We start from the raw sequence: 15,338 nt of genomic DNA, 5'->3' as shown, positions 1-15,338 counted from the left end.
TGCTTCCTCCAGACCACCGGGACCAATCACCTTCTACAACGGCCTGGCCTACTTCCGTGCCTGTGCCGATGGATGGGCTCTGCGAGATGTGTATATGCCCTAGATGACCTGTGGGGGGAGATCCATGTCTTGCGACCACGGCGCGTTCGTGCGCTCTCGTGCCGGCCGTTTGCGCCGCGCCATCCAGGCTGCCAGCGGATTGTCGATCTTGGCGCTCGCCGCTGGGCTCTGGCTCGGTGGCTCGGCCCAGGCTCAGGAAACCCAGATCATCTATCCCGGCTCAATGGCAGTGACCGGATTCTCCGGCACCATCATTCCCAATTTCGAGGAAGGCCTGCCGCCGGGCGTCGATCCCGTCGACGAAACCTTCATCGACACGGCGCGCGCGACCTTGCGCATCTTCGACGTCTCAAGGCTGGGCGGGCCGGCGTCTGGCCAATTGGTCTTCACCCCGCCACCGTTCGAGGTCACGGCCGGGCAAATCGGCCAGGTGTTCGGCATCACCTACGACGACGGCGTGCGCGACGGCGTTCCATCGGCCATTCCAAACCTCTATGCCGGCGCCACGTCGCTGCACGGCATCCGCATAGTCACGCCAGACGGCGACGCCGACGGCCGGCCGGAGCGGCAGCGCCGCGGCACGGCTGACGCGGTCTTCATGGACGGCCAGTTCGGCACCGAAAACGGCGGCGGCTCCGGAACGATCTGGAAGATCGACGGCATCACCGGCGCCGTCTCGAAATTCGCCGATATCGACGCCAATAGCGGTCCCGGCATCGGCGACGTCACTTTCGACAATATCCACCGCCAGTTCTTCGCCAGCGATCTCGACACCGGCCTCATCCACCGCATCGACGCCAATGGCGCGCTGCTCGACACGTTCGACCACGGCATAGCCGGCCGCCCGGCGCACGGGCTTGCCGCCCTTGCCGACGACGGCTCGGTGATTGACATCCAGGGTGCTGCCTTCGACAGCGAGGACCCCGACAGCTGGGGCTACACGCAGGACGAGCGCCGCGTCTGGTCGGTCGCCTATCGTGGCGGCCGGCTCTATTATTCGGTCGGTGATAAGGCGGAGATCTGGTCGGTGGGCGTTGCCGGCGACGGCAGTTTCGCCGGCGACCCGCGCTGGGAACTGACGGTCAAGGCCGACAAGGATTACGCGGTCACCGACATCGCCTTCGACAACGAGGGCTTCATGTACCTGGCCCAGCGCGGCCCGGTGGAGAACCGCTACGACTACAGCCAGTTCGCCGATTCCGGCAAGGGTGAGGTCATCCGCTACTGGCGCGAAAATCCGGACGATCCGGCGACGGAATCGGCCTGGGTGGAAGTGCCGCAGGAATATGCGGTCGGCTTCCCGCAAGACAACCGACAGTCGGCCGGCGGCCTCGACCTGCAATATGGCTACGATGCCGAAGGCAATCTCGATACCGGCGTCTGCACCGACACGCTGGTCGATACCGGCGACAAGTTGCGCGACAACCCGGAGCTTGCCGAACAACTCGCAGCCGGCGGGCCGCTCGCCGTGCACGGCGTGCAAATCACGCCGACGGCACTGGTCAAGCCGGCCAACATGCCGCCTTTCGGCTCGTGGTTCGTCGACTTCGACAATTATTTCGAAGACCCGGAAGTCGAAGGCCATGTCGGCGACGTCGAGGTCTGGCGCCCCTGCGAAGGCCGTGCCGGCTATTACGAGCAGGTGCCGGGCGGCTATCTGCCACCGTTCTATCCGCCGGACTTTCCGCCCCCCGGCAATCTGCCTCCTTGCCTTGATGTCGAGGATGTCAGGTATTTCTGCACGCCCCCCGGCCTCGAGGCCGATCTCTATCTCCATGACCATGCCGGCTTTGGCGGCGATTCGATCAAGGCTCTGTCCAGGACGCCTGGCGTTGGGGTGACTTCACCTCTGTCGCATGCGCCCGGCGCGCCATACACGATCGGCATCACCGGCCATTACCCTGGCGATACGGTCGATGTCGGGCTCTGCTTCTACAGGCAGTCCGATAGCGACAAGGGTGGCTACTACCCTTGCTGCAAGATGACCTTGCGGCTCAGAACCCCAGCCGTCAGCTGCGAACCGTGAGGAGGGGAAGATGAGCAATCTCGCATTTTTCCCGCCTGCGACAAGCAGCCCATCAACCGGCAAACAATCATCCGTCATGGAGACCATCATGAAACCCCTGTCACTCGCCAGGCGCGGCGTGCGCTGGCTGATGGCGGCCGGTATCGCGGTCGCCATGCTGAGTCCGCTGCAAGGCTTCGCTGAAGACCTTGCTCCGGCCAAGACCAAGCCTGCCGATGCGGGCATCTACACTGCCGTTCCAGATCCCAGGCTCGATTTCGACAATCCTCGCACCGTCAATCCGGAGCCGGGCCGGATCGTGCCCTTCTTCACCAAGAAAGGCACCCAGAGAGGCTGCGACTATGTCGTATACTCGCTGAGCTTTGGCTTGCGCGGCAATCCGCAGGGTTTTGCCAGCCCGGACCTCGCCGCCATGCTGAAAAAGGTCAGGCTCGATTTCAGGGACCAGCTCCCGCACGGCCTGCGCATCGTCGGCGTGCATGTGACCGGCGACGGCACCGATGCGTCCGGCGGACCGCTGCCCGGCGCTGCGATCAGCAGTTCGGCTGGCCCGGACGATACCGCGACGGTGTCCGATTTCCGGATTTCCGCCAGCGATCTCGACGGCATCGGCGCTGCGAACCAGCGCGTCATCACGTTCCAGATCACCGCCAAGATCGACCATGCGGCGTTTCCGTCGCCGACGATCGTTCACAACCAGGGCGCGGTTAAGGTGAGCCGCGAACGCGGCGCCGGCATCGAAATCCCGTCGCAGGATCCGGGCAAGCCGGACGACGGCAATTATCTCACGGGTGCAAAGACGTCGATCAAGATCGACGTCACCAGGTGCAACCCGCCGCCTCCACCTCCCGGCAAGGAATGCTTCAAGGTGGAGCGCGGCACGGTCGATTGCTTGCCCGGCGGCGGCGCCTTCATCTACCACATGCCGGTCGGCCCAGAGATGGCCGGCAAATGGGTGCAGCTTTCGACGACGACACCCGGCATCACCATCATTCCCGACACGCAATTGGTGCCGGCCGGCGGCGGTGTGCTCAATTGGAAGATCGTCGGCGCTTCACCCGGCGACGTCATCCACATCATCGTCACCGGTATCGAAACCTATGCCGGCCCGAGGGAGGGCTGGGGCCGGTGCTGTACGCAGACCATCGATATCGTCATCCCACGTGATCAGCGCTGCCCGCCGAAGGACAAGGAACCGGATCTGAAAGTCGAAAAGCGCGCCGACGTGCAACGTTGCACGATGGGCGGCGGCTGCGACTTCACCATCAGGGTCACCAATGTCGGCGATGCACCCTACCACGGCAAGATCGTGCTCGACGAAGTCACCCTGCCGGCCGGCTCCACCCTCGATTCAGGGCCGAACCCGCCTTGGGTCTGCGCGCCTGGAACCACCCCGATGATTTGCACTCATCTGGTGACCACGCTCAATCCGGGTGCCTCTGTCGACCTCAAGCTCGGCTTCAAGCCGGCCGCAGGCTGGCGAGGCAGCGTCTTGCGCAACTGCGCCACTTACAATTACGGCGCCAGCGGCAAGCCGCTTTTCGGCAGCCAGCAAAACGATCGCGGCTGTGCATCGATCCCGGTCTGCCGGCGTGGCGATCGTGACCGCGACTGCCGGCCGCCGGTGGAGAAGAAGGTCGACCTGATCCTGAAGAAGCGCGCCCGCACCGAATTCTGTTCGGCCGATGGCGTCTGCACCTTCGTGGTCGACATAATCAACAATGGCAGCGTCCCCTATAATGGGCCGCTGACGGTCGTCGATACCTATCCGGGCGGCGCGCCGGCATCCTCGACCTTCGGCCCGACGCCGCCATGGACATGCGGACCGAACGGCCCCGGCCAGTTCCGCTGCGACACCGCCGGCATCGTGCTGTTGCCTGGCGCCTCGACGCCGATCTTCGTCAGGGCGGTGATGCCGGCCAACTACCGGCCCGACAGTGTCGAGAACTGCGCCGAGGTGAAGGCTATTCCCGGTGAGAACGACATCACCAACAACAGGGCCTGCGCCAAGGAACGCATCCGTCATCCGAATGGCGGCCAGCCGGCCCTGCGCATCACCAAGGTATGCAATGCCTCGCTGGCCGGTGCTGCGGTCGTTTCCTGCCGCATTACCGTCATCAGCCTCGGCACCATTGCCCCGACCGGTCCGGTACGGGTCAACGATGCCGCGACGCTGATAGCCGGCGGAGCGCCGGTCCAGATCCAGACCGTCACCCCAGACGGCGCGGAATGGGCTTGCGGACCGCTTCCGGCCAACACACTGTCCTGCCAGATTCCTGGCGCTGTTATGACGCCTGGAACCAGCCGCCATTTCGACCTGACGGTTGCCGCGAACGGCGAATTCGAGAACTGCGCACGCGGCTCCTACGGCCCGGCTCCGGGAGACGACATCGTCTATCCGATCGGCCAGGCCTGCGCCAAGGGCGGCGGCGCCTCGACCATCCGCGTCGAGAAGACCGGTGATGCCGAGTGCAAGCCCGGCCAGCCCTGCTCGTTCGAGATCACCATCACGAACGATGGGGCGAGCGCCTTCTCTGGCCCGGTTCGCATCGGCGATGCCATCGGCGTCGAAGGCCTCGGCCGGCTGGAGGGCGTTGCGATCACCTCGATCGATCCGCCCTTCGGCTGCTCGCCGGAGCCGGCAACCTTGCCTGCCTCCTGCATTGCCAATTTGACGATCGGCTCGGGGGAAAGCCACGTTCACAACGTGACCGTGGTGCTTCCCGACGACGGTCGCCTGGCAAATCTGCAGGGCACGGTCAATGGTCAGAACTGCGTCGGCGTGCTGTCTCCGAACACGCCGGTGCAAGGCGGTGGCGACGTGTTGTCCCGCGGTGCGGCCGACGTGCAGGGTGATCGTGGCAAGGCCTATGCCTGCCATCCCTTCACCATCAGGAATGAGGTGAAGAAGGAATGCTCGCAAGGCTTCGTCATGAACGACGCCGGCAACTGCGTCTGCCCGCCCGGCACGACCTTCCGCAATGGCCAATGCTCGTCCGGGGGCGGCACGGTCATCGTGCCGAAGCCAAAACCTTGCGTTCTGCTCAAAGGCCAGATCCGCACCGAAGACGGACGCTGCGTCTGTCCGCGCGGAACCGAGCTGGAGAACGGCGCTTGCGTGGGGAAAGAGCCGAAGCCCGAGCAGTGCACCATCCGTGGCCAGATCCACGACGCTGCCGGCGATTGCGTCTGCCCGCGGGGCACCGAAGTCAGAGGCAATGCCTGCCGGCCAATCCAGCCAAGGCCCGAGCAGTGCACCATCCGTGGCCAGATCCACGACGCCGCTGGCGATTGCGTCTGCCCGCGGGGTACGGAAGTCAGGGGCAATGCCTGCCGGCCAATCCAGCCGAAGCCGGAGCAGTGCACCATTCGTGGTCAGATCCACAATGCCGCTGGCGATTGCGTCTGCCCGAGGGGCACGGAAGTGCAAGGCAATGCCTGCAGGCGCAAGAAGCCTGTTGTGGTGGAGTGCCCGATACCTGGTCAGATCCACAACAAGCGTGGCGTATGCGTCTGCCCGCGTGGGACAGAGCTGCGCGACGGCGCCTGCCGCAAACCACGGTTGGAATGCGCACCGGGCGCGCGGCCGATCAATGGCCAGTGCCAGCCGATCCGCAAACCGAACCTGCTGCTGAATCCAAAGGTTCTTCAGCAGGTCGTGCCAAGGCGTAAGCCGCAGCTCGAGCAATAGGATCGCGCACCGAACTTCAAACGGTGATGGTTCGCGTCACCCAAAACCCGCCGGAGCGATCCGGCGGGTTCTTTCTTTGGCGGCGCCGTATTTCGGCGGCTTGCATGAACCTTACGGCAGTCAGCAGCGACAAACTCCTGAAGGACCCCATCAACCCATCAGGAGAGAGAAATGCCTTCAGCCAAACGTCTTTTCCGAACTGTGGCGACCACTGCATTGATCGCAGCCTCGCTTGCAGGCACGCCCGCCTTCGCCAAGCAGGCGAACATAAAATCGATGTCATTCCATACGGAAAGCGCCAACACGACAATCCATGTCGGCTCGAGCGACAAGCAGAAATGGGACACGCTGAAAAGCGGCAACGTCCAGTTCTGGGGCCACATGAAGCTCGATCTCTGGTGGCCGGGTTATGTGCAGGATGTCGCCGTATCGCTTGGTGTCTGCGGACCAGGCCAGTGCCAGGCGTTCCCGCCGATCTGGAGTGCTTCACCGCTTAGCCGCGACTACGACCACCAGGAAAATTTCTCCTTTGATCCCTCCATCATCCCGCTGTCGTCGAATACCGGCATCGCCGTCGTACCCGATGGCGATGAGATCATCGCCAAGTGCAACCAGCACCTCCAGGCCGACGGCCCGACCAAATCCTATTCATTCACGCACACATTCCACGCCAGTTTCTCGGCAGCCACCGACACCGCTCTCGACATGGACAATGCGGTCTCCGAGGCACAGGGCGGCAGCTGGCCGCATCCGCTGTACGGATCGCACTATGCCGAGCATGGCTCGTTCGACGTTCAAATCGTCTGCGATGCGGTCGTCAAACCAAAGGTCCAGGACATCGCCACCGATTTCGGCGAGTTCGACGTGAATGACGTCAAGCTGTTCTTGACGACATACCAGTCCAATCAGCCAGGCTCCACGCCTGGCACTGTTTGCCCTTCGCTCAAGGTCACCAGCCGGGCGCAAGCCAACCAGGCCGGGCCGGTTACGATGCGCATCTGGCGCCAGAAGGACGGTGGGCCGATCACCTCCGAGGTGCAGCAGGCATGGGCTTCGTACGATGCAGCGAAGAACGGCTATTTCGCGCTTTATGAAAAATGGGAGGATGTCGGCGCCACCGCCTATTTCCAATACAAGACCGAGATTGTCGGCAACGGCCCGTTCGAGCCCTTCGACGGCTGGAAGGACATCACCGTCCATTGCACGAGTGCCGGCGGCGGCGGCTTCACCGATGCACCGCAGGACAACCCCGACAACCCGCCGGTGCATTCGGACTGGCAGGGCGAGGTCACCGTGTCCGACAGCGCCGGCCTCAAGAAACTCTGCCCGCGCAAGGGTCAGGTGACGTTCGAAGTCGAGCGCGATGCGCCGGGCGCGTTTCACTACCGCATCAGTTGCTCGAATGGTGCCTTCTTTACCGGCACGACTGCGGCCTTCAACAATGGCGGTGTGTTCAAGGCGAGCGCCGCGCACGATCTCAGCATCGTCAGGACGCGCTCGATCCAGTGTACCCTGCAGGAAATCAAGCAGAATGGTTCAATCGCGACCGTCGATACGGATACGGAGGATTTCACCTGCATAAAGCGCATCTTCGATCCGAAGGCCGACGATCTCGTCTCGACCACCCGTCCGGATTCCGATCAGCCCAAGCTGCCTCCGGTCGTCGTCGATCCCGGCCGTAAATGTCTGCCCAGCCAGAATCTGATCCACGGCAAATGCATCGACAGGCCGCTCGTAGACGCGTGCCGCAGCACCGAAAAGCTCGTCAATGGCAAGTGCGCTGGCATCAGCATCCATTGCCTGCCCGGCTATCATCAGGTCAGCCTGAAATGCGTAAGGAATCCGGTGATCGCCGACAGGTGCAACCGCAATGAGCTGCGCATCGACGGAAGATGCGTGCGCAAGCCGCCGGTCGTTATCGACTGCAAGCGCGGCTATCATTTGGTCGGCAAGGCATGCGTGAAGAACCCGGTGATCGTCACCGCCTGCCGTGCAACCGAAAAACTGGTGCGTGGACATTGTGTGCCCAAGCCGCCGCTGAAGAAGCCCGATCTGCAGAAGGTGAAACCAGGCAACGGCAAGCTCTTCCTGCCACGGACGGCCAGGCCGCGGCTTCATCCGAACTGAATCCAAGGCCTTGCCCTGGAAAGTCCTTGCACTGGAGGAAAGGTCTGCACAGGAGAGAAGTGGCTCGCACCGCTTCTCCCCCTTCTGCGCGGATGCGGTATTGACGCCGGATTCCTGTCGACAAGCGGCGCCGAGATGATTACGCCGATGGGGCTCAACAACGGGAAGCGGACATGGCTCAAAAAACCCTGATCGCGCCATCGGTGCTGGCTTCCGATTTCTCGAAGCTCGGCGACGAGGTCGAGGCGGTGGCGGCCGCCGGCGCCGACTGGATCCATCTCGACGTCATGGACGGGCATTTCGTCCCCAACATCACCTTCGGGCCGCCGGTGATCAAGGCGATCCGCAACCGCACCAAGGCCTTCTTCGACTGCCATCTGATGATCGCCCCCGCCGACCCCTATCTGACCGCCTTCGCCGAGGCCGGGTGCGACGGCATCACGGTGCACGCCGAAGCCGGGCCGCATCTCGACCGCTCGCTGCAGACGATCAAAAACCTTGGCAAGAAGGCCGGTGTGTCGCTCAACCCGGCGACACCGGAGACGATGATCGAATACGTGCTCGACCGGCTCGATCTTATCCTGATCATGACGGTCAATCCGGGCTTCGGCGGCCAGGCCTTCATTCCGGCGATCGTCGACAAGGTGAAGCGGGTGAAGGCGCTTATCGGTGACAGGCCGATCCGGATCGAGATCGACGGCGGCATTTCGCCGGAAACTGCGCCCCTGGTCACCGCCGCCGGTGCCAGCGTGCTGGTCGCCGGTGCGGCCATCTTCAAGGGCGGCAGCGTCGAGGCCTACCGGGCAAATATCGAGGCAATCAGGGCGGCGGCGGACAAGGCGGCCGGCTGACCGCCGCCGTTCGGCCGGAGACAGCCGCTCGGGGGGACTTATGAGCAACCATCTGTTCGATGCTTTCCGTGCCCGGATGCCCACGCCCGGACGCCTTTTGATGGAGGCAGAGGACGGGCGCTCGATCAGCTATGGCGAAATGCTGGCGCGCTCCGCTCAACTGGCACATGTGGTGTCGCAGCTGGGCGTCGAAGCCGGCGACCGCGTCGCCGTTCAGGTCGAGAAGAGCCCGGAGGCCATTTTCCTCTATCTCGCCTGTCTGCGTGCCGGCGCGATCTTCCTGCCGCTCAACACCGCCTATACGCTGACCGAGCTCGACTATTTCTTCAGGGATGCCGAGCCGCGACTGATCGTCTGCGACCCGGCGCGAGTGACCGAGATCGGCGCTTTGGCGCAGGCCTCGGGCGCTGCGGTCGCGACACTCGGCAGCAACGGCGAGGGTTCGTTGACCGATCGCGCCTCTGAGGCGGCCGTGGACTTCCACGACGTGGCGCGCGGACCGGACGACCTTGCTGCGATCCTCTACACCTCCGGCACCACCGGCCGTTCGAAAGGCGCCATGCTCAGCCACGAAAACCTCGCCTCGAATGCGCGGGTGCTGGTCGACCTCTGGCGCTTCACTGCCGCAGACGTGCTGATTCACGCGCTGCCGGTTTTCCACACGCATGGCCTTTTCGTCGCCACCAATGTCGTCCTGATGGCCGGCGCCTCGATGCTGTTCGAAACCAAATTCGACCCGGCCCGCATCGTCTCGCTGCTGCCGCGCGCCACCGTGCTGATGGGCGTGCCGACATTCTACGTCCGCCTGCTGCAGCAGGACGGTTTGAACCGGCAAGCGGCGAAAAACATCCGCCTGTTCATTTCCGGCTCGGCGCCGCTTTTGGCCGAGACGCACAGAGCCTGGCGAGAGCGCACCGGCCACGCTATCCTCGAGCGCTACGGCATGACCGAGACCAACATGAACACGTCGAATCCATACGAGGAAGAGCGGCGAGCCGGCACGGTTGGCTTCCCCTTGCCCGGCGTCTCCCTGCGCATCGCCGATCCCGATGGCGGCGAAACACTTGCCCGGGGCGAGGTCGGCATGATCGAGGTCAAGGGCCCGAACGTCTTTTGCGGCTACTGGCGCATGCCGGAAAAGACAAGGGCCGAATTCCATGACGATGGTTTCTTCATAACCGGCGATCTCGGGCTGATCGATGCCGACGGCTATGTCCACATCGTTGGCCGCGGCAAGGACCTGATCATTTCCGGCGGCTACAATATCTATCCAAAGGAAGTCGAGAGCGAGATCGACGCGCTGCCTGGCGTCGCCGAAAGCGCTGTCATCGGCGTTGCCCATCCGGATTTCGGCGAAGGCGTCACCGCTGTCGTGGTGAGGGCGCCGGGCTCGACCATCAGCGCCGCAGGGATCGTCGAGGCCATCGCCGGGCGCCTCGCCAGGTATAAGCATCCGAAACGGGTGATCTTCGTCGACGAACTGCCGCGCAACACGATGGGCAAGGTGCAGAAGAACCTGCTGCGCGAAGCCTACAAGGACCTCTATACGTCCAAAGCCGGCTAACCCTAACGAGCAGGGCTGCCTGCAAAAACCTTGGCACCATCGATCCAGACGCTTTTAATGTCCAGATCGTCCGACAGCGAAACGATGTTGGCCGCGGTACCGTTGGCGAAGCGCCCGAACCGGTGCGACTGGCCGACCGCCTGCGCCGGATAGAGGGAGGCCATGCGCAAGGCTTCGTCGAGGTCGAGGCCGACGACGCGGTGCATGAAGCGCACCGCGGAAATCATGTCGAGATCCGCGCCCGCCAGCGTGCCGTCGGCAAGTGTCAGCCTGCCATCCTTGCGGTGGATGGTGCGGCCGTTCAGCGTGAACGAGGTCATGTCGGTGCCGATCGTCGCCATGGCATCGGTAACGAGCAGGATCTTGCCCGGCCCCTGCTTGGCGCGCAAGGCGATGGCCATGGTGGCCGGATCGACATGGATACCGTCGGCGATGATCCCGGCATAGAATGTGCCGGTATCGATTGCGGCGCCCGCTAGCCCTGGCTCGCGATTGCCGATCTGGCTCATCGCATTGAACAGATGGGTGACCACCGTTGCGCCGGCCTCGGCAAAGGCGCGAGCCGTGGCATAGCCGGTATCGGAATGGCCGATGCTGACGACAATGCCGGCCTTGCTAAGCGCCGACACCTGGCTGGGCTCGACGGATTCGGGCGCCACCGTCGTCAGCAGCACGGGCAGGTTTTTCCGTGCGGCGATCAGCATCGTCTGGTCGGAGTCTAGCATCGGCCGGATCAAAGCCGGGTCATGTGCGCCCTTGCGGGCGATCGACAGATGCGGCCCTTCGAGGTGCAGGCCCAGGAACCCCGGCACCTTCCTCCGTGCCGCCTCGGCTCCGGCCGCAACCGCCGCGGCGGTGATCTCGGACGTGTCGGTGATCAGCGTCGGCAACAGCGCCGCCGTGCCGAAGGGTGCGTGCGCCCGGCAGATGGTCTCGATCGAGGCGACATCGGGATGGTCGTTGAGCATGACGCCGCCGCCGCCATTGACCTGCAGATCGACGAAGCCAGGCGCCAGCATGCCGCCGCCGGTCTCGATACGCGCAACATTGGATGGAATGGCGCCGGCGGCAACAATGGCCTCGACGAGGCCGTCGCGCACGACAAGCGCCGCATTGTCGTGCCAGTCGTCGCCATCGAAAATCCGGGCGCCAGTCAGGGCAAAACGGTCGCTCATAGGGTTTCCGTTACCTTGCGCAGATTGGGCGGCGTGTCGGGGTCGAGGCCGCGATGGCGGGCAAAAGCCTCGACGAAACCATAGAACGACACGATCAGCGTCAGCGGGTCGGTCAGCGGATGACCGGTTGCGACATGCGGCAGGCGCTGAGCGCTCTTTGCCTTGTTCGACGTCACAAAGACGGCAGCGCCCTTGCCGGCCAGGCTGTCGGCGGCATCGGCCACCGATGGCTCGGACGCATCGCGAGCAGCCAGAGCCAGCACCGGGAAACCGGGACCGACCAGCGCCAGCGGGCCGTGCATGACCTCGGCGGCACTATAGGCTTCCGCATGCATGGCGCAGGTTTCCTTGAATTTCAGCGCCGCCTCGTTGGCGATCGCCGCCGACGGACCACGGCCGAGAATGAACAGCGATTTCGGCGTCTCGAGTGCCCCAGCCAGCGCCATCCAGTCGCAGGCGATCGCCTTGCGAAAATGCTCCGGCAAGCGCGCGAGCGCCACCAGGAGTTTGTCGTCGCCGGTGCAATGCGCCATCAAGGCGAGTCCTGCGACGGCTGAATTGACGAAGGTCTTCGTCGCCGCGACGCTGCGCTCCGGTCCGGCCAGGATGTCGATCGCGTAGTCCGAAGCCCGCGCCAGCGGCGAATCGGCGGTGTTGGTGATGGCGACGGTCAGCGAACCGCCGGTCCTCGCCGCTTGCGCCATTGCAACGATGTCCGGGCTCTTGCCGGACTGCGAGATCGCCAGGCAGGCCGAGCCGCCCAGCTTCAGCTTGGCGCCATAGATCGAGGCGATGGACGGGCCGACCGATGCAACCGCCAGCCCGGCGGTCAACTCCACGGCATATTTCATGAAGGTTGCGGCATGGTCGGACGAGCCGCGCGCCACGGTGACGACGAAATTCGGATCGCGCTCGCGAATGCCGCGTCCAGCTTCCGTCAGCACCGCGGCCGAGCCATCGAGCAGGCGGGCGGTGGCCTCCGGGATCTCCTCGATCTCGCGCCGCATATGGGTCATTGTTGCGGTCATGGCCGGCCCTCTTCGCCCGGCCCGCTCAGCCGGAGTTCGGCGACAAAATCATAGGCGTCGCCCCTGTAGATGGAGCGGGTAAACTCGATCACCTTGCCGCTCGCCAGATAGGAGATACGCTCGATGTGCAGGCCGGCAATGCCCGGCGGTACTTCCAGCAGATGTGCGTCGCCATCGCCGAGATTGGTGGCGGAAATGCGCTGCACCGCCCGCACCGGCCTGTTGCCAGTTTTTTCCAACGCGGCGTAGAGCGACGAACCAATCGCCGCCGGATCGGGCAGCACGCTTGTCGATAGCGAGGCGCGCTCGATCGCCAGCGGCGTGTCGTTGGCGATACGAAGGCGCGCCACGCGCGCAACCAATTCGTTCGATGCCAGGCCGAGCACCATCATCTCGTCGGGCGACGGCGGATAGAGGCCGCGGTCGAGCCAAGCCGAACGCACCGCCATGCCGCGCCGCGCCATGTCTTCGGTAAACGAGGTCAGCATCGACAGCGACTGCTCGACGCGCTCCATACGTGGCGCAACGAAGGTACCGGAACCATGGCGCTGGACGAGGATGCCGCCCTTGACCAGGTCCTGCACCGCCTTGCGCACGGTGACGCGCGAAATGTCGGCCTTGCTAGCGATGTCGCGCTCGGAAGGCAGCGCATCGCCAGGTCCGATCAGCCCGCGTTTGACCGCATCCTCGATGCTCTTCCTGAGCTGCAGATAGAGCGGCGCGCCACTCTGCGACGATTGTTTCAGCGCCGCGAATATCTGGTCGGCGGCCTCACTCATCGAGCTGCCTCCGCCGTGTTTGCGAAAATCCGAACCGCCATCTGAACCGCGCCGCCCAGCGCGTCGTCGAGCGGCGGTTTCAGCAGCGCCCGGTAGCGGGCCGACAGGCGCGGCGCATAAAGCGGCGCCAGCCCGCCGAGCAGGCAGAGCGGATCGTCGCCGCCGAGGTCGAGCACGCCAAGCGCTGCCTCGACATCGGCGACCGCCTTGTCGAGGATCCAGATAGCGACGGCGTCGCCTTTTTCGGCATGTTCGAACACCTTGGGCGCGAAGCCGCCGAAATCGCCGGGCTTGGCATTGGTGGTGAATTCGACCACATCCTCGGGATTGTTGCGGAAAATGGCGAGCATGGTCTGCGTCAGCGGCGATCCCTGGCGGATGCCGTCATAGGCGAGCAGCGTCTGCTCGAGCAGGTCGCGGCCGATGCGGGCGCCGCTGCCCTGGTCGCCGACCTGAAAACCCCAGCCACCGATGGCGCGCGACTTGCCTCGTCTGCGCGCCATATAAGCGGTGCCGGTGCCGAGTATGGCCATGGCGCCGTCGCCTGAGCCAACCGCGCCTTCCAGCGCGATCTCGGCATCGGTCTCGACGCGGCTGATGCGGAACGGCAGGATCGCTTCGAGCTGCTGCCTGTAGGTGCCGACATTGGCGCCGGCAAGACCGAGAACGGCCGGAGTTTGCGGGATCAGTGCGGGATCCCTGCCCGCGGCGACAAAGGCCTGCTGCGCTGCGTCGACGATGTTCGTCCTGGCGCCGGTGAGATCGGTTCGGATGTTGGCGGCACCGCTTTTGGCGCGGCCGAGGACGCTGCCGTCGGCCGTTGCAAGGGCCGCCCTGCAGCTGGTGCCGCCGCCATCGATGCCGAGCACGAATTTCACGCGATTTCTCCTCCGGGCGGATAATACCAATAAAATACCAATAGCCAAGGATTAATTTCCGTTTTCAAAAAAGTTAAGGCGTAGTTTGTTTGAAAATCAGCCAATTTCGTTCGCAAGCCTGCACCGCCGCAAGATTTCATTAATGCGTGTGGACAAGTGGTATTTTTTTGGTATGGTTTTCTCAATTGGAGGAAAGCGGATGGCCGAAACGCGCACCGAAGCGCTTCACCAGAATGCCGAGGGACTGGATATCCAGGCCCCGGAAGCCGTCCTTTCCTCTTTGGTCAACGCACAGATCGAGGCCGCCAAGGCCGTGCACGGCGCCATTCCTGCCATTGCCGCGGCAGCCGAAATCATCGCAAGCAGACTGAAAAGCGGCGGCAAGCTCGCCTATGCGGCTGCCGGCAGTTCGGGCCTGATGGCACTGGCCGATGCGCTTGAGCTGCCGGGCACTTTCGGCATCCAACGCGACCGCATCGCCATCCTGATCGCCGGCGGCGACGAGGCCTTCAAGACACTGGCCGGCGGGCCGGAGGACGACACCGAGGAAGCTTCGGCAGCAGTTGCCGCCGCCCGCATCGGCAAGGGCGACTGCCTGATCGCCGTCTCGGCCAGCGGCTCGACACCTTATGCAGTCAGGGCGATCGAGGACGCCAGGCGCCGCGGTGCGGCGACCATTGCCATCGCCAACAACAGGGATGCGCCGCTGTTGCGGCTGGCCGACATCGCCATCCTGCTCGAAACGCCGCCGGAGCTGATTGCCGGCTCGACGCGCATGGGCGCAGGCACCGCCCAGAAGATCGCGCTCAACATGCTGTCGACGCTCGCCGCCATCCATCTCGGCCATGTCCATGACGGCTACATGGTCAACCTCATGGCCGACAACATCAAGCTGCGCGACCGCGCCGCACGCATCGTCGCCGCCGTCAGCGGGCGCGGCAAGGACGAGGCGGCGCGCCTGCTCGAAAGGAGCGGCGGCGGCGTCAAGACCGCTATTCTGCTCGCCGCCGGCGCCGACAGCGCCGATATAGCCGAGAAGATATTGGAAGGGACCGGCCACAAGCTGCGGCTGGCCCTTTCCGCGATCGAGGGGAGCAAGGGGCGCAATGCCTCTGTTCTCATCAAAACCGAACCTGAAAAAGGTCAACAGGGAGACTGA

At 64.2% G+C, this 15,338-nt stretch carries 10 protein-coding genes; 6 read left to right on the top strand and 4 right to left on the bottom strand.

The window, feature by feature from the left end; translation table 11 throughout:
- Nucleotides 1–124: 124 nt before the first annotated feature.
- The 5 genes from NKI25_RS31670 to NKI25_RS31650 all read left to right on the top strand — a co-directional run bounded on the left by NKI25_RS31670 (nucleotide 125) and on the right by NKI25_RS31650 (nucleotide 10,319).
- Entirely contained in the window at nucleotides 125–2,086 is a 1,962-nt protein-coding gene (locus NKI25_RS31670; RefSeq protein WP_353000369.1) for a hypothetical protein, read from the top strand.
- Nucleotides 2,087–2,096: 10 nt separating this feature from the next.
- Complete coding sequence (locus NKI25_RS31665) at nucleotides 2,097–5,777, top strand: DUF7929 domain-containing protein (protein ID WP_353000367.1); 3,681 nt, start codon at nucleotides 2,097–2,099, stop codon at nucleotides 5,775–5,777.
- A 171-nt stretch (nucleotides 5,778–5,948) separates the two neighbouring features.
- A complete protein-coding gene (locus NKI25_RS31660) occupies nucleotides 5,949–7,904 on the top strand; it encodes a hypothetical protein (RefSeq protein ID WP_352588900.1) in 1,956 nt (651 codons plus the stop codon).
- 173 nt (nucleotides 7,905–8,077) lie between these two features.
- A complete protein-coding gene (gene rpe, locus NKI25_RS31655; protein WP_352588897.1) occupies nucleotides 8,078–8,755 on the top strand; it encodes a ribulose-phosphate 3-epimerase in 678 nt (225 codons plus the stop codon).
- A 40-nt stretch (nucleotides 8,756–8,795) separates the two neighbouring features.
- On the top strand, nucleotides 8,796–10,319 hold the full coding sequence (locus NKI25_RS31650) for a malonate--CoA ligase (RefSeq protein ID WP_353000364.1): 1,524 nt from the start codon (nucleotides 8,796–8,798) through the stop codon (nucleotides 10,317–10,319).
- A gap of 2 nt (nucleotides 10,320–10,321) precedes the next feature.
- On the opposite strand, the gene nagA is transcribed toward NKI25_RS31650, so the two are convergent.
- The 4 genes from nagA to NKI25_RS31630 are packed head-to-tail and all read right to left on the bottom strand — an operon-like array spanning nucleotide 10,322 to nucleotide 14,179.
- Nucleotides 10,322–11,494 carry an N-acetylglucosamine-6-phosphate deacetylase gene (nagA, locus tag NKI25_RS31645; RefSeq protein WP_352617892.1) on the bottom strand — a complete coding sequence of 391 codons (1,173 nt, stop codon included), beginning with the start codon at nucleotides 11,492–11,494 and terminating at the stop codon, nucleotides 10,322–10,324.
- The gene (locus tag NKI25_RS31640) at nucleotides 11,491–12,522 is read right to left on the bottom strand and encodes an SIS domain-containing protein (protein WP_352617889.1); all 1,032 of its coding nucleotides are present in this window, start codon (nucleotides 12,520–12,522) and stop codon (nucleotides 11,491–11,493) included. The genes nagA and NKI25_RS31640 overlap by 4 nt, the downstream gene beginning before the upstream one ends.
- The gene (locus tag NKI25_RS31635) at nucleotides 12,519–13,301 is read right to left on the bottom strand and encodes a GntR family transcriptional regulator (RefSeq protein ID WP_023679844.1); all 783 of its coding nucleotides are present in this window, start codon (nucleotides 13,299–13,301) and stop codon (nucleotides 12,519–12,521) included. The genes NKI25_RS31640 and NKI25_RS31635 overlap by 4 nt, the downstream gene beginning before the upstream one ends.
- Nucleotides 13,298–14,179 (bottom strand): glucosamine kinase nucleotide-binding domain-containing protein, encoded by an 882-nt coding sequence (locus tag NKI25_RS31630; protein WP_352588889.1) that lies wholly within the window; start codon nucleotides 14,177–14,179, stop codon nucleotides 13,298–13,300. Before NKI25_RS31630 ends, NKI25_RS31635 begins: the two co-directional genes overlap by 4 nt.
- A gap of 199 nt (nucleotides 14,180–14,378) precedes the next feature.
- Here NKI25_RS31630 and NKI25_RS31625 point away from each other — a divergent pair, with 199 nt between their 5' ends.
- Nucleotides 14,379–15,338, top strand: a complete 960-nt coding sequence (locus tag NKI25_RS31625; RefSeq protein WP_352588887.1) for an N-acetylmuramic acid 6-phosphate etherase — start codon at nucleotides 14,379–14,381, stop codon at nucleotides 15,336–15,338.

This window comes from Mesorhizobium sp. M0808 (genome assembly GCF_040320025.1).
Lineage (GTDB): Bacteria > Pseudomonadota > Alphaproteobacteria > Rhizobiales > Rhizobiaceae > Mesorhizobium.
This window is presented reverse-complemented; position numbering and strand designations above follow the sequence as displayed.